This is a genomic window from Micromonospora sp. KLBMP9576, from assembly GCF_050941805.1.
In the GTDB taxonomy this organism is placed as follows: Bacteria; Actinomycetota; Actinomycetes; order Mycobacteriales; family Micromonosporaceae; genus Micromonospora.
Genome location: NZ_CP194567.1, coordinates 5,185,382 through 5,200,127, shown reverse-complemented (window position 1 = coordinate 5,200,127; position 14,746 = coordinate 5,185,382). Strand labels below are relative to the sequence as shown.

Sequence of the window (14,746 nt, the reverse complement as noted above, 5' to 3'; positions counted from 1 at the left end):
CGACGCCATGGACCCTTTCCTGGAAAGGGTTTCTCGGGAAAAGTGACGGTAATGCGTCCGAAGCAATCGGCGATCACGGCTGCCGGGGCAGGATGTCGTAGTGCCCCGACGACCGACCCGCGACGCGGGCCGGCCGTGCGGGCCGTCGGCGACCTAGGTGGGGAGGGCCGGTGAGCTCAGCGACGCTGTTGACGCCCGCCAGGACGTCGTCGAGGCCGGACGGGCCCCGGCCGGGGCCCGTCCGCACCAGTGAACGCAGCTACGTGCGTTCCCTGGTGGTGCTGGACACCACCGTCCTGGTCGTCGCCGTGCTCGTCGGGTACGTCGCCCGCTTCGGCGACGACGACCCCGGCGGCTCCAAGATCCCGTACGTCCTGGTCGCCCCCGGGCTGGTCCTCGCCTGGCTGGTCTCGCTGCGGTTGCTGCGCTGCTACGACGACCGCGTCCTCGGCTACGGCGCCGACGAGTACCGGCGGGTCAGCACCGCCAGCGTGCGCCTCGCCGGCGGCATCGCGATCTTCGGCTACATCGCCGACGTCGGCGTCTCGCGCGGCTTCCTCGGCATCTCGTTGGCCGTCGGCACCCTCGGCCTGGAGATCGCCCGGTTCGCGTCGCGCAAGCGGCTGCACCGGGCGCGCTCCGAGGGTGTCGGCTGGTCGCGCAAGGTGCTGGTGGTCGGCGACACCGCGCACGTGCTGGAACTGGTGCACACCCTGCGGCGCGAGCCGTACGCGGGCTACCAGGTGGTCGGCGCCTGCATCCCGGACGCGCTGCTCGCCCCCGTGGCGCAGCGGCTGGGCGACGTGCCGGTGGTCGGCTCGTTCCGGGGCATTCCCGAGGCGGCGAGCGCCATCGGCGCGGACACCGTGGCGGTGACGGCGTCCGGCGAGCTGACCGCCGCCCGGCTGCGCCGGCTGGGCTGGCAGTTGGAGGGCACCGGGATCGACCTGGTGGTGGCGCCGGCGCTGACCGACGTCGCCGGCCCGCGCATCCACACCCGGCCGGTGGCCGGCCTGCCGCTGATCCACGTCGAGGCGCCGGAGTTCCGCGGTGCCCGCAAACTGATCAAGGGTTTCGTCGACCGGGCGGTCTCCTCGGTGGCCCTGACGCTGCTGCTGCCGCCGCTGGCCGTCATGGCGCTCGCCATCAAGATCGACAGCCGGGGGCCGGTGCTGTTCCGGCAGACCCGGGTCGGGCAGGGCGGGCAGGAGTTCGGCGTCTACAAGTTCCGCACCATGGTGGTCAACGCCGACGCCCTGCTGGCCGAGCTGGCCGCCCGCAACGAGACCGACGGCCTGATGTTCAAGATGCGCGACGACCCGCGGGTGACCCGGATCGGGCGGCTGCTGCGCAAGTGGTCGCTCGACGAGCTGCCGCAGCTCGTCAACGTCCTGCTCGGGCACATGAGCCTGGTCGGCCCCCGCCCGCCGCTGCCCTCCGAGGTGGCCCGCTACGACGGGGACGTGGCCCGTCGACTGCTGGTCAAGCCCGGCATGACCGGGCTCTGGCAGGTCAGCGGCCGGTCCGACCTGAGCTGGGAGGACGGCATCCGGCTCGACCTCTACTACGTGGAGAACTGGTCGCTCGCGGCAGACCTGACGATCCTGTGGAAGACCTTCGGGGCGGTGCTCAACAGCCGCGGGGCATACTGAGCGGCCGGGCGCTCACTCCTGCGGGCCCGTCCAGTCCAGGCACACCACCACCGCGTCGTCGACCAGGTCGCCGGCGACGAACGCGCGCAGGTCACCGATGAGCGAACGGACCGCGTCCAGCGGCTCCATCGGCCCGGTGCGGCGCAGGAACCGCTCCAGCGCGGTCTCGCCGTACCGGATGTCCTTGCCGGTGGCGTCGATGACGCCGTCGCTGACGACGAAGAGCCGGTCGCCGCGGCGCAGCGCGAAGTGCTGCTCCCGGTAGTCGGTGGCCTCGAACATGCCGAGCGGGAACTGCGCCGCCAACGGCAGCTCCTCGACGTCGCCGTCGCGCAGCAGCATGAGGCGGGGCGACCCGGCGTCGACCACGGTGAGCTGTCCCGAGCGCAGGTCCAGCTCCATCAGCAGCACCGCGAGGTGCTGGCCGCCGCGGTGCAGGTCGTAGACCGCCTGGTCGGCCAGGGCCGCCTGGTCGGCGAGGCCCAGCCCGGAGCGGCGGGCGTTGCGCAGCGCGTGGGTGGCGAGCGCGGTGAGCAACGCGGCGGCCACCCCCACACCCGTGCCGTTTATCGTCGACAGCCACACCCGGGTGCCGTCGTCGGACCAGTCGAAGCTGTCGCCGCGCACCGCGTACGCCGGTTCGAGCTGCCCGGCGAGGCTGAACGACGGGCGGCTCCGGCTGCGCCCGGGCAGCATCTCCCACTGCATCTCGGCGGCGAGGGTGAGCCGCTTGCTGCGCCGCGCGGAGCGGTACACGTCCGTGCCGTAGCCGACCGCGGCCATCTCGTGGGCCAGCGCGGTGGCGACGTCCGTCAGCTCGGCGAGCACGCTCGGCCCCGTCGGCACGGGGCTCACCACCAGCACGCCCCAGCGCTCGCCGCGCATGGACACCGGAAGGTATCCGGTGCCGTCGGCGACTGTCGGCGTCTGGTGGTCGAAGCAGCGCCAGGCGGGGTGCCCCGGCGCGGTGACCGGCTCCTCGCCGAAGAACGGCAGCAGCGCCGCCAACCGGTAGTCCACCTGGAGCAGCTCCACCCGGCTCACGCCGTAGCCGGCGGCCAGGACGTCGGCGATCCGGTCCAGCAGGAGGTCGGCGGGCGCCTCGTTGAGCACGCGCCGTGCCTCGTCGACCGGTTCACTCATCATCGCTCCCTCATCACGAGCCCGGACCAGCGGATTCGGAGTAGTCTCGGGCCCACCATGGCGCACGTGCACGGTCCCGACGGACCAGAGACGAGTATGGCTGTCGAGCTCGACTCGGTGGCCGATGCCCTGCTGACGGTGTGGGAAGCCGCCCGGGAGCGGACGACCAGTCGGGTCTCCGGTGCACAGCTGCGCGCGATCATGCTGGTCGAGCAGTACGAGGGAATCAACCTCCGTCGCCTGGCCACCGGGCTCGACATGCTGCTCTCCTCCGCCAGCCGGCTCTGCGACCGCCTGGTGGCGGCCGGCATGCTGGAACGCGAGCCCGGCCGGTTGGACCGGCGGGAGATCTCGCTGCACCTCACCCCGGAGGCCCACAGCCTCCTGGCCGAGCTGCGCGACGACCGACGCCAGCAGCTCGCGGCGATCCTCGCCGACATGACCCCGCAGGGGCGGCAGGCCCTGCTGCGGGGCATGCGGGAGTTCGACGGGGCGGCCCGGCAACGGGACGCGTCGGTGCAGTCCGTCGACGGCCCCTGGCCGGGGCAGCCGCTGGAGCGCCGGGTCGGGTTGCCGGCGCAGGAACCACCGGCGGCGGGCGCGCCGGTGGCCAGGACGGCCTGACCCGCGCCGGACGGCCGGAGAGGCACCCTCGCGCCCGTCAGGGCGGTGCCGCCGCGACGGCCAGCATCGCGATGTCGTCCTGGCTCTGCCCGTCGAGCCACTCGTCCACGGTGCGCAGGAGCCGGTCGACGAGCGCGTCCGGCGGCAGCCCGGCGGCCGATGCCAGCGCCGCGCGCAACCGCTGCTCGCCGAACATCTCCCGGCCGCCGGGGCCGCCGTGCGCCTCGACGACCCCGTCGGTGTACGCGAGCAGCAGCTCGCCGGGGGCGAGGCGGAACGTGGCCTCGGCGAAGCGGGCGGCGGCGAGCGCACCCACCGGCATCCCGCCGACCGCGACCGATGCGACGGCGCCGCCCGCCCGGAGCAGCAGCGGGGACGGGTGGCCCCCGCCGGCGATCCGGACCGTGCAGCCGCCGCCGGGCGCGGCGTCGAGGGTGCCGAGCAGCAGGGTGGCGAACTGGCTGCGCCGGGCCGCGTCCGGCGCGTCGAGCAGCGCCTGGTTGAGCAGGCGCATCAGCTCCAGCGGTCGCTGCTCGACCAGGCGCAGGGTCCGCAGGGACTGGCGGACCCGCCCGGTGAGGACGGCCGCGCCGACGCCCTTGCCGGCGACGTCGCCGAGGGCGAAGATCGCGCCCGCGGGGACGGGGAACACGTCGTAGAAGTCACCGCCGATGCGCAGCCGGTCCCCGGCCGCCCGGTATCCGCCGGCCAGGGCGGCACCCGGCACGGTCGGCAGCTCGGGCGGGAGGAGGCTGTTCTGCAGCACCCGGGCGAGGTGGACCTGCTCGCCGTAGAGCTCGGCGGCGCCCAGGGCCGCGCCGGCCCGGGCGGCGAACTCCCGGGCCAGCTCGACGTCGGGCCGGGTGAAGCCGGCCCGCCCCGTGCGACGGACCAGCACCAGGGCGCCGACGGTGCGCCCGGGGCCCCGCAGGGGACTGGCCAGCACGGTGCCGGGCCGGCCGAAGCCGGGCGGGAGCAGGGCGGCCAGCCCCGGCTCCCCGTCGGGCCAGGGGGCCGGGTCGACCGGCTGGCCGCCCAGCGCCTCCGCCAGGCCGGGCAGTGTGCCGGTCAGCGGCCCGGTCGCCGGGGCGGGTGCGCTCCCGGCGTAGCGGATCCAGTGCGGCCGGGCCCCCGTGGGCGGGAACGGCAGGTGTGCCACCAGGGCCAGGTCGGCGAGGTGGGGCACGGGCAGGGTCGTCGCGGTCCGCAGGGCCTGCTCGCGTTGCAGGGACAGCCCGAGGCGGCTGCCGGCCCGGGCGAGGAACACCGTCCGGGAACGCTCGACGCGCAGCGCCTCGACGCGCGCGTGTTCCTCCGTGACGTCCCGCACGTACCAGGCGTGCCGCCCGTCGGCCAGGTCGCGCCGTACGCCGTGCAGCCGCCGGCCGCCGTGCTCGGTGTCGAAGCCGCCCGCGCCGGCCCGCGCCGCCCGGGCCAGGGCCGGCACGGGGCAGGCCGTCAGGTCGGTGCCGGGCACGACCTCGGGAAGGAGCGTGGCCGTCACCGCGTTGACCAGCGTCACGAGCCCGGCCCGGTCGGTCACCACGAACGCGTCGGCGAATCCGTCGAGCACCTCGCGGGAGAGCGGGGAGCCGGGTGGCCGGGCGGTGCCGGGAAGACGCTCGACGCGGGATCGGGCGGGCTGTCCGCCGTCGGCCGGGCCCGGGGCGCCGCCCCGGGACACGGTGGTCACCGCAGCTCGCCGAGTGCCCCGGTCTGTCGACCTGTGCGCATGCTGGTCGTGCACCTCTCGGAACGGGGCCGTTGTGTCGGGGCAAGCGTACCGAGGCGTGGCCGCGCCGCCATCCCGAGGAATCCGGGCTCAGGCCGGACGGGCCAGCCAGCCGGCCGGGCGGGCCAGGATCCGGCGTACCACCGAGCCGGCCCCGCCGACGGCCGCGGCGGCGGTGCCGAGCGCCGCCGGGCGGACGGTGACGGGTGACCAGGCCGCCGTGAGCACCCGCCGGGAGATCTCGGCGAGCACCGGTGGGCGCAGCCACGGCGTCAGCGGGGCGTAGCCGCCGCCGAGCACCACGGTGTCCAGGTCCAGCAGGTTCACCACGCCGGCGACGGCCACCCCGAGGGCGCTGCCGGCCCCGGCCAGGGCCCGTAGCGTGCCGGGGTCGCCGGCCGCCGCCAGCTCGGCCAGCCGGGTGGTGGCGGTGTCCGCCGGCAGTTGCGCGCCGGCGAGGCCGGCCGCCGCGAGGATCGCCTCCTGACCGGCGTACGTCTCCAGGCAGCCCCGGGCGCCGCATCGGCAGGACGGGCCGTCGGGGTGGACCGGGAGGTGACCGATCTCGCCGCTCCAGCCCCGGGTGCCCCGGAACAGGGCTCCGTCCAGCACGATCCCGGCGCCGATGCCGATCTCCCCGGAGATGTGCAGGAAGCTGCGCGGGCCGACCGGCGCGGCGTGCAGCTCGCCCAGCGCGGCGAGGTTGGCCTCGTTGTCGACCACCAGTGGCGGGACGCCGTCGACGTGCGCGGTCAGCGGCGGCCCTTCGGCGAACAGCGCGGCGACGGGCACGTCACGCCAGCCGAGGTTCGGCGCGAGCCGGACCAGTCCGGCGTCGTCGACCAGGCCGGGCACCGCGAGGACCGCGCCGGCCAGGGTGAGGTCCTCGCCGGCGGCCTCGGCGCGGACGCGGGCGGCCAGGTCGGCGAGCCGGGCGAGCGCGTCGGCGGGGGAGACGGGCCGCAGGTCGGCGCGGTGCACGCGGTGGTGGCGGACGCGGCCGGCGAGGTCGACCACGCAGGCGGCCAGGTAGTCGACGTTGACCTCCAGGCCGAGCCCGGCGGGGCCGTCCGGGGCGAGCACCAGCCCCCGCGACGGCCGGCCCGCGCCGCTGCGCGGGGTCGGCTCCGCCTCGGCGACCAGCCGACCGGCGCGCAGGTCCTCCACCACGGCGGAGACGGTGGCCCGGGTGAGGCCGGTGCCGGTGGCCAGCTCGGCCCGCGAGGGCGGTCGGTCGGCGGCGGCGATCCGGCCGAGCACCACGGCGAGGTTCCACTCGCGCAGGCTGCCCTGCCGTACCGCGCCGGCCGGGGCGTCGGGTCGGGTCACCCCTTGACACTGCCACAGCCCGACCAAATAATTCAATCACTGAACAAATAGCGGACGACACCCCCGGAGGTCTGCCATGGCGCCCCGCCCCACCCCGGCCGACAAGTTCTCCTTCGGCCTCTGGACGGTGGGCTGGCAGGCCCGCGACCCGTTCGGCGACGCCACCCGCCCCGAGCTGGACCCGGTCGAGGCGGTGCACCGCCTCGCCGGGCTCGGGGCGTACGGCATCACGTTCCACGACGACGACCTGGTGCCCTTCGGCGCGGACGCCGCCACCCGCGACCGGCACGTGGCCCGCTTCCGCGAGGCGCTCGACGAGACCGGCCTGGTGGTCCCGATGGTGACCACCAACCTCTTCACCCACCCGGTCTTCAAGGACGGCGGCTTCACCAGCAACGACCGCGATGTGCGGCGCTACGCGCTGCGCAAGGTGCTGCGCAACGTCGACCTCGCCGCGGAGCTCGGCGCCCGCACCTTCGTGATGTGGGGCGGCCGGGAGGGCGCCGAGTACGACCTCGCCAAGGACGTCCGGGCCGCGCTGGAGCGCTACCGGGAGGCCGTCGACCTGCTCTGCCAGTACGTCGTCGACTCCGGCTACGACCTGCGCTTCGCCATCGAGCCCAAGCCCAACGAGCCGCGCGGCGACATCCTGCTGCCCACCGTCGGGCACGCCCTGGCGTTCATCTCCACCCTGGCCCGCCCCGAGCTGGTCGGGCTCAACCCGGAGGTGGGGCACGAGCAGATGGCCGGCCTCAACTTCGCCCACGGCATCGCCCAGGCGCTCTGGCAGGGCAAACTGTTCCACATCGACCTCAACGGCCAGCGCGGCGTCAAGTACGACCAGGACCTCGTCTTCGGCCACGGCGACCTGCTCAACGCGTTCGCCCTGGTCGACCTGCTGGAGCACGGCGGCCCCGGCGGCTCGCCCGCCTACGACGGCCCCCGGCACTTCGACTACAAGCCCTCGCGCACCGAGGACATGACAGGCGTCTGGGCGTCGGCGGAGGCGAACATGCGCACCTACCTGCTGCTCAGGGAGCGGGCCGCGGCGTTCCGGGCCGACCCGGAGGTGACCGAGGCGCTGGCCGCGAGCCGGGTGGCCGACCTCGGCACGCCGACGCTGGCACCGGGGGAGGGCCACGCCGGCCTGCTCGCCGACCGGTCCGCGTTCGAGGAGTTCGACGTCGACGCCGCCGCCGCGCGGGGCTTCGGCTTCGTCCGGCTCAACCAACTCGCCGTCGAGCACCTGCTCGGCGCCCGCTGAGGGCCGCCGCCGATGCCGCTCGTCGCGGGGATCGACTCCTCGACCCAGTCCTGCAAGGTCGTCGTCCGGGACGCGCAGACCGGCGCCCTGCTCCGGCAGGGCCGGGCGCCGCACCCGGACGGCACCGAGGTCGACCCGTCGGCGTGGTGGACCGCGCTCGGCGCGGCGGTCGACGCCGCCGGCGGGCTGGCCGACGTCGCGGCGGTCTCCGTCGCCGGCCAGCAGCACGGCATGGTCTGCCTCGACGAGGCGGGCCGGGTCGTCCGCCCGGCGCTGCTGTGGAACGACACCCGCTCCGCCGGCGCCGCCGCCGAGCTGGTCGGGGAGGCCGGCGGCGGGGAGGCCGGCCGCCGGTTCTGGGCGGACGCGGTGGGCAGCGTGCCCGTGGCCAGCTTCACCGTCACCAAGCTGCGCTGGCTCGCCCGGCACGAGCCGGCGCACGCGGCCCGGGTGGCGGCGGTCTGCCTGCCGCACGACTGGCTGACCTGGCGGCTGGCCGGCGCGCCGGGCCTGGCGGCGCTGCGCACCGACCGGGGCGACGCCAGCGGCACCGGCTACTGGTCACCGGCCAGCGGCGACTACCGGCTCGACCTGTTGGAGCGGGCGCTCGGCCACCGGCCGCAGGTGCCCCGGGTGCTCGGGCCGGCGGAGCCGGCCGGCACGGTGCGCCCCGACGCGTCGCCGCGGCGCCTGCCGCTGCCCGACGGGGCGGTGCTCGGCCCCGGCACGGGAGACAACGCCGCCGCCGCGCTCGGCGTCGGTGCGGACCCGGGTGACGTGCTCGTCTCGATCGGGACCTCCGGCACCGTGTGCGGCGTCGCCGACGCCCCGGCGGCCGACGCGACCGGCACCGTCGCCGGCTTCGCCGACGCCACCGGCCGCTTCCTGCCCCTCGTCTGCACGCTCAACGCGGCCCGGGTGCTCGACGCCGCCGCGGCGCTGCTCCGGGTCGACCTGGACGAGCTGGCCCGGTTGGCGCTCTCCGCACCGGCCGGCGCGGACGGGCTGGTCATGGTGCCCTACCTGGCGGGCGAGCGGACCCCCGACCGGCCCCTGGCGTCCGGGGCCCTGCACGGGTTGACGCTGCGCACGTCGACGGCGGCCCACCTGGCGCGCGCCGCCGTCGAGGGGCTGCTCTGTGCCCTCGCCGACGGGCTCGACGCGCTCACCGCCCGGGGCCTCACGGTGCGTCGGGTGATCCTGGTGGGCGGCGGCGCCCGCTCGGCGGCCGTCCGCCGGATCGCCCCGCAGGTCCTCGGGGCGCCGGTGGTCGTTCCGCCGCCCGGCGAGTACGTCGCCGACGGCGCCGCCCGCCAGGCCGCCTGGGTCGCCCTGGGCGGCGCGACGCCCCCCGGGTGGGCCGTGCACGGCACCGAGGAGCACGTCGCCGCCCCCGTGCCCGCCATCCGCGAGCGGTACGCCGCCGCCCGCGAGCACTTCCTCGACCGGGTCGACGCCCCCGCGCGGTAAACGTCTGTACGCGCGGATCGTGGCCCCGCCATCATCGACGGATGCAGACCACCCCCGAAGCGGACGAGGCGCCCGGCACCGGCATTCCCTCGATGCTCCAGTACGACGACGCGGACACCCCCTGCGACGTCATCGACGCGCTCGTCCTCGCGGACTTCGTCACGGGCCGGCACCCGTGGTCGCACACCGTCCGGCTCTCCCGGGTACGCCCCGACGCGCCGCTGAGCGACCCGGGCGGGCGACTGCTGCGCACGGCGGTGGAGAACCGGCAGCGGTCCCGCCTGCTGGCCGGCGACGGCTGGACGGCCCGGGTGGTCACCTGGAAGGGGCGCGGCGCCGAGGTGACGGTCACGGCGGTCTCCGAGGAGGTGGGCCGCGGCGCCCTCGACCGCATCGTCGACGGCGCCGCCGAACCGGAGGACCCGGGCGCCGGCCGGATCGGCTTCTGGCACCAGAGCCCTCGGCGGGGCAGCCAGCGTGACGTGCGCTCCATCGCCGCGCCGGAGTGGGCGACGATCCGGTCGAACTACACCGCCACGGCCCGCACCGCCCTCGACGCGTTGATGGCCACCACCCCGCAGGGCCTCTCCGGTCGGCTGGTGCTGCTGCACGGGGCGCCCGGAACGGGAAAGACCACCGCGCTGCGCGCCCTCGCCCGCCAGTGGCGCGACTGGTGCCAGGTCGACACCATCCTCGACCCGGACGTGCTCTTCGCGGACACGGCATACCTCTCCGAGGTGGCGGTCGGGGACGAGGACGGCGAGCAGGGGACGGGCCGCCGGTGGCGGCTGCTCATCCTGGAGGACTGCGACGAACTGATCCGGGGCGAGGCGAAGCAGGCCGCCGGGCAGGCCCTGTCCCGGCTGCTCAACCTCACCGACGGGCTGCTCGGGCAGGGGCGCGACGTGCTCGTCGCGATCACCACGAACGAGGACCTGTCCCGGCTGCACCCGGCGGTGGTCCGCCCGGGGCGCTGCCTGGCCCGCATCGAGGTGGGTCCGCTGTCGTACGCGGAGGCGACCGGGTGGCTGGGCACGTCGGCGCAGGTGCCGCCGCAGGGCGCCACCCTCGCCGAGCTGTACGCGCTGCGGGCGGGCACGCCCGTCACGTCCACCACCCCGGCCGAGGTCGGCGGCTACCTCTGAGCGCCCCGCGGCGGGAACCGCCGCCCGGCCGACGGCCCGCGCGTCGTCACCCGCTCGTGACCTGACCCTGGTTGGCTGCCGCACATGACCTTGACCAGGGGCGGCCCGCCGCGGGCCCGGGGCGGGACGCCCGCGCACCGGTTCTACAGCGTCGTGGTCTTCGTGCTGCTCGCCTCGCTGGACAACGTGGCGATCGGCCTGGTCCCCCCGCTGTACGGGCCGATCTCCGACGCCTTCGACGTGCCCCAGCGGCTGCTCGGCCTGGTCACCGCCGTGAGCTTCCTGGCCAGCGCGGTGGCGGCGGTGGGCTGGGCGTACGTCGGGGACCGCACGAACCGCAAGCCGCTGCTCATGGTCGGCACCCTGATCTGGGCGCTCGGCACGGGCGGCAGCGCGCTGGCGGTGAGCTACCCCACCTTCCTGGCCGCGCAGATCCTGGCGGCGGTGGGGTTGGGCGCGGTCGGGTCGGTCGGGTTCTCGGTCGTCACGGACCTGATCTCGCCCCGCCGCCGGGGCCTGGTGATGAGCTTCTGGGGGTTGTCCCAGGGCGTCGGCACGCTGGCCGGCACCCTGGTCGGCGGGCTGCTCGGGTCCGCCGACTGGCGGCGGCCGTTCCTGCTGCTGACGGTGGTCGGCCTGGCGGCGACCGTCGCCTACCTGTTCACCTACGACATCCGGCGCGGGCAGAGCGAGCCGGAACTGGCCTCGGCGCTCGCCGCCGGCGCCGAGTACGACCACCGGATCAGCCGGGCGGACCTGCCGAAGATCCTCGGCCGGCGGACGAACCGGTGGCTGATCATGCAGGGACTCACCGCCCAGGCGGCCTTCGGGTCGCTGGTCTGGCTGCCGGTGCTCTTCGCCGAGCGGGCCGAGGACCAGGGCTACTCCGCCGCCACCGCCGTGATCGTGGGCAGTGTCTTCGCCACCCTGTTCCAGCTCGGCGGGGTGCTCTCCATCGTCGGCGGGCTGGTCGGCGACGCGCTGCAACGGCGTACGCCCCGGGGTCGGGCCCTGGTCGCGGCGGTCGGCATCCTCGCGGCGCTGCCGTTCTACCTGGTGCTCTTCTTCGTGCCGATCCGCATCGACGTGCCCGACGGCGCCGGGGCGGCGGCGGTCGTCCGGGCGGTGCTGGCCAGCGTCGTCACCGAGCCGACGGTCGGGCTGAGCCTGCTCACCGCCGTGGTGGCGCTGGCGCTCACCTCCGCCAACTCGCCGAACTGGTTCGCCCTGATCGCCGACGTCAACCCGCCCGAGCACCGGGGCACCGTCTACAGCCTCGGCAACCTGGTCAACGGCGTCGGCCGGGCCGCCGGCAACGGGCTCGTCGGGGTGGCCTTCCACGGGCTGCGGGCGGTCTTCCCGCCGCCGCTGAACTACGCCGTCGGGCTGGCCGCGTTCCAGCTCTTCTTCATTCCCACCGGGATCATGTACTGGCTGGCCTCGCGGACCTCGCCGACGGACATCGCCGACGTCCGCGTCCTGCTGCACGACCGCGCCGAGCGGCTGTGAGGAAGGGCCCCGCGACGCGGGGCCCTTCCTCACCGCCAGGCGTCAGGCCGACCGGACCCAGACCGTCACGTCGGCGGGCACGGCGCCGTCGGCGTCGAGCGGGGCGCTGGCGTGCACCAGGTCGCCGGCGGGCAGCGGTACGGCGGCGGGGCCGAAGTTGGTCAGCACCGTCAGGTCGCCGTTGCGGAACGAGAGCACCTCGTCGCCGGAGGCGAGCCAGGCCAGCGTGCCCTCGCCGAGCCGGTGCTCGCGGCGCAGCCGCAGCGCCGCCCGGTACAGCTCGTACGTCGAGCCGGGCGTGCCCCGCTGCCGGTCCAGGGCGTACTCCGCCCAGAGCGGCGACTGCGGCAGCCAGCTCGCGTCGGTCGGCCCGAAACCGTACGACGGGGCGTCGGCCTCCCACGGGATCGGCACCCGGCAGCCGTCGCGACCCCGCTCGGTGTGCCCGCTGCGCGCCCACGTCGGGTCCTGCCGGGCCTCGTCGGGCATCGTGGTGTGCTCCGGCAGGCCCAGCTCCTCACCCTGGTACAGGTAGGCCGAGCCGGGCAGGGCGAGCATCAGCAGCGTGGCCGCCCGGGCCCGGCGCAGGCCGAGCGCGACGTCCGGCTGCGGGTCGCCGGCGCCGATGCCGTTGGGCCGCTTGGCGCCGACCGGCAACCCCAGCCGGGAGGCGTGCCGGACCACGTCGTGGTTGGACAGCACCCAGGTGGTCGGTGCGCCGACGGTGTCGGTGGCCTCCAGCGAGCGGGTGATCACCGCGTACTGGGCCGGTGCGGTCCAGGCGGCGAGCAGGTACTCGAAGTTGAACGCCTGGTGCATCTCGTCCGGGCGCACGTAGCGGGCCAGCCGCTCGGCCGGCTCGACCCACGCCTCGGCCACCAGGATCCGCTCGCCGGGGTAGCTGTCCACCACCCGCCGCCAGTCGCGGTAGATGTCGTGCACGCCCTCCTGGTCCCACATCGGCGGGCGCGGCTTGTCGACCTCCTGGCCGGAGAGGATCTCCTGCGGTTCCTGCCAGTCGGCCAGGTCGGCCTGCTTGATCAGGCCGTGTGCCACGTCGACGCGGAAGCCGTCGACGCCGCGGTCCAGCCAGAACCGCAGCACGCCCAGGAACTCCTGCCGGACCTCCGGGTTGTCCCAGTTGAGGTCGGGCTGACCGGGGTCGAACAGGTGCAGGTACCACTGGCCGGGGCGGCCGTCGGTCTCCGTGACGCGGGTCCAGGCCGGCCCCCCGAAGACGCTCTGCCAGTCGTTCGGCGGCTGCGCGCCGTCCGGCCCCCGGCCCTCCCGGAAGACGTAGCGGTCGCGCTCCGGGCTGCCCGGGGCGGTGGCGAGCGCGGCGGCGAACCAGACGTGCGCCGACGACGTGTGGTTGGGCACCAGGTCCACGATGACCCGCAGCCCACGCGAGTGGGCCTCGCCGATCAGCCGGTCGGCGTCGGCGAGGGTGCCGAAGAGCGGGTCCACGTCGCGGTAGTCCGCCACGTCGTAGCCGGCGTCGGCCTGCGGCGACGGGTAGAACGGCGACAGCCAGAGCGCGTCCACACCCAGCTCGACGAGGTGGTCCAGGCGGGCGGTGATGCCGGGCAGGTCGCCGACGCCGTCGCCGTCCGAGTCGGCGAAGGAACGCGGATAGACCTGGTAGATGGTGGCGCTGGTCCACCAACCGGTGGCCTGGCCGGCGGGCTTGTCCTGGTGCGTCGGGTTGCTGTTCAGGGCCTTCTCCCGTGTGTCGAGCCGGACGGCGGATGCTGCCGGGCGTCGGCTTTTGCCCGTTAGTGTGCCCGGGGCGGCGCGGTCGATTCACGCACGACCAGCCGAGTGGGCAGGATCACCGGGGAGCCCGGCGTGTCGGGCTGGGGGCCGATCCTCGGCGGGAGGGGATCGCCGGGCAGCGGGCCGAGCAGGATCCGGGCGGCGAGCCGGCCCTGTTCGGCCGCCGGCTGGGCGACGGTGCTCAGCCCGAGGACGCCGGCCAGGTCGTGGTCGTCGAGGCCGATCACGCTGACGTCCCCCGGCACCCGCAGACCGGCGTCGCGCAGGGCCGACATCGCCCCCATCGCCATCTCGTCGCAGGCCGCGAAGATCGCCGTCGGGGGGTCGCCGCGGCGCAGCAGTTCCTCGGTGGCGCGCGTCCCGCCGCTGATGGTGAAGTGCGAGTCCACGTCGAGCCCCGGGTCGGGGTCGATGCCGGCGGCACGCAGCGCCTCCCGGTAGCCCCGGCGGCGGTCGAGGTGGGTGGTGTAGGCCAGCTCGTCGTGCGGGTCGCCGTTGATGTGCGCGATCCGGCGGTGCCCCAGGTCGAGCAGGTGCCGGGTCGCGGTCCGCGCGGCCTCCACGTCGTCGATGCGTACGCAGGGCCAGCCGGGCACGACGGTGCCGGAGCTGATGGTCACCCCGGGCAGTTTCAGCTTCGCCAGGGCGGTCAGGTCGGCGGGCCGCAGCGGGGTGGCGACCAGCATGACCGCGTCCACCCGCTTGTGCAGGTCGGCGGTGCGCAGCATCCGCTGGCGGATCTGCTCGCGCCCGCCGAGGCTGTGCAGCAGCAGGTCGTAGCCCGCGTGGTGGAGGAAGTCCTCGACCGTCTCGACGACGATCCCGAAGAACCACCGGGTGATCCGGGGGACGACGACGGCGATCGTGCCGGTGCGCCCGCCGGCCAGCCGCGAGGCGTTCGGCGAGACCGCGTACTGGAGTTGTTCGGCCGCCGCGAGCACCCGGCGCCGGGTCGCGGCCGAAACGGTCGGCAGCCCCCGCAGCGCCCGGGACACGGTGGCGGTGGAGACCCCCGCCAGACGGGCGACGTCATCGATCCGCGCCACGCTACCCCCGTTAGCTCGCCGCCCCCGCTCCGCAGCCGCCGGTGACCGGCGGCTGC

11 protein-coding genes are annotated in these 14,746 nt (G+C 75.6%); 6 read left to right on the top strand and 5 right to left on the bottom strand.

Features of this window, described 5'->3' with window-relative positions; all coding sequences use genetic code 11:
• Positions 1 to 170 precede the first annotated feature (170 nt).
• On the top strand, positions 171 to 1,652 hold the full coding sequence (locus ACQ452_RS22950; protein ID WP_433387215.1) for a sugar transferase: 1,482 nt from the start codon (positions 171 to 173) through the stop codon (positions 1,650 to 1,652).
• Between the two features lie 12 nt (positions 1,653 to 1,664).
• Here ACQ452_RS22950 and ACQ452_RS22945 read toward each other — a convergent pair whose 3' ends face one another.
• On the bottom strand, positions 1,665 to 2,795 hold the full coding sequence (locus ACQ452_RS22945) for a PP2C family protein-serine/threonine phosphatase (protein ID WP_433387213.1): 1,131 nt from the start codon (positions 2,793 to 2,795) through the stop codon (positions 1,665 to 1,667).
• A 96-nt stretch (positions 2,796 to 2,891) separates the two neighbouring features.
• On the opposite strand from ACQ452_RS22945, the gene ACQ452_RS22940 reads away from it, so the two are divergent.
• A complete protein-coding gene (locus ACQ452_RS22940) occupies positions 2,892 to 3,419 on the top strand; it encodes a MarR family winged helix-turn-helix transcriptional regulator (protein ID WP_433387211.1) in 528 nt (175 codons plus the stop codon).
• A 37-nt stretch (positions 3,420 to 3,456) separates the two neighbouring features.
• On the opposite strand, the gene ACQ452_RS22935 is transcribed toward ACQ452_RS22940, so the two are convergent.
• Both ACQ452_RS22935 and ACQ452_RS22930 read right to left on the bottom strand, forming a co-directional pair.
• A complete protein-coding gene (locus tag ACQ452_RS22935; protein ID WP_433387209.1) occupies positions 3,457 to 5,112 on the bottom strand; it encodes a PP2C family protein-serine/threonine phosphatase in 1,656 nt (551 codons plus the stop codon).
• A 129-nt stretch (positions 5,113 to 5,241) separates the two neighbouring features.
• Positions 5,242 to 6,480 (bottom strand): ROK family protein, encoded by a 1,239-nt coding sequence (locus tag ACQ452_RS22930; RefSeq protein ID WP_433387207.1) that lies wholly within the window; start codon positions 6,478 to 6,480, stop codon positions 5,242 to 5,244.
• Between the two features lie 76 nt (positions 6,481 to 6,556).
• On the opposite strand from ACQ452_RS22930, the gene xylA reads away from it, so the two are divergent.
• The 4 genes from xylA to ACQ452_RS22910 all read left to right on the top strand — a co-directional run bounded on the left by xylA (position 6,557) and on the right by ACQ452_RS22910 (position 11,868).
• On the top strand, positions 6,557 to 7,744 hold the full coding sequence (gene xylA, locus ACQ452_RS22925; protein WP_433387206.1) for a xylose isomerase: 1,188 nt from the start codon (positions 6,557 to 6,559) through the stop codon (positions 7,742 to 7,744).
• A 12-nt stretch (positions 7,745 to 7,756) separates the two neighbouring features.
• The gene (gene xylB, locus ACQ452_RS22920; RefSeq protein WP_433387204.1) at positions 7,757 to 9,214 is read left to right on the top strand and encodes a xylulokinase; all 1,458 of its coding nucleotides are present in this window, start codon (positions 7,757 to 7,759) and stop codon (positions 9,212 to 9,214) included.
• A 41-nt stretch (positions 9,215 to 9,255) separates the two neighbouring features.
• A complete protein-coding gene (locus ACQ452_RS22915; RefSeq protein WP_433387202.1) occupies positions 9,256 to 10,359 on the top strand; it encodes a DUF5925 domain-containing protein in 1,104 nt (367 codons plus the stop codon).
• Positions 10,360 to 10,443: 84 nt separating this feature from the next.
• On the top strand, positions 10,444 to 11,868 hold the full coding sequence (locus ACQ452_RS22910; protein ID WP_433387201.1) for an MFS transporter: 1,425 nt from the start codon (positions 10,444 to 10,446) through the stop codon (positions 11,866 to 11,868).
• Between the two features lie 42 nt (positions 11,869 to 11,910).
• Here ACQ452_RS22910 and ACQ452_RS22905 read toward each other — a convergent pair whose 3' ends face one another.
• Both ACQ452_RS22905 and ACQ452_RS22900 read right to left on the bottom strand, forming a co-directional pair.
• Entirely contained in the window at positions 11,911 to 13,584 is a 1,674-nt protein-coding gene (locus ACQ452_RS22905) for a glycoside hydrolase family 13 protein (RefSeq protein WP_433394355.1), read from the bottom strand.
• 59 nt (positions 13,585 to 13,643) lie between these two features.
• Positions 13,644 to 14,690 (bottom strand): LacI family DNA-binding transcriptional regulator, encoded by a 1,047-nt coding sequence (locus ACQ452_RS22900; protein ID WP_433387199.1) that lies wholly within the window; start codon positions 14,688 to 14,690, stop codon positions 13,644 to 13,646.
• Positions 14,691 to 14,746: the final 56 nt, after the last annotated feature.

Coding starts and splice junctions, on each gene's coding strand:
- xylB (WP_433387204.1), top strand. CDS start 7,757: ATGCCGCTCGTCGCGGGGATCGACTCCTCGACCCAGTCCTGCAAGGTC.
- xylA (WP_433387206.1), top strand. CDS start 6,557: ATGGCGCCCCGCCCCACCCCGGCCGACAAGTTCTCCTTCGGCCTCTGG.
- ACQ452_RS22940 (WP_433387211.1), top strand. CDS start 2,892: ATGGCTGTCGAGCTCGACTCGGTGGCCGATGCCCTGCTGACGGTGTGG.
- ACQ452_RS22910 (WP_433387201.1), top strand. CDS start 10,444: ATGACCTTGACCAGGGGCGGCCCGCCGCGGGCCCGGGGCGGGACGCCC.
- ACQ452_RS22915 (WP_433387202.1), top strand. CDS start 9,256: ATGCAGACCACCCCCGAAGCGGACGAGGCGCCCGGCACCGGCATTCCC.
- ACQ452_RS22945 (WP_433387213.1), bottom strand. CDS start 2,795: ATGAGTGAACCGGTCGACGAGGCACGGCGCGTGCTCAACGAGGCGCCC.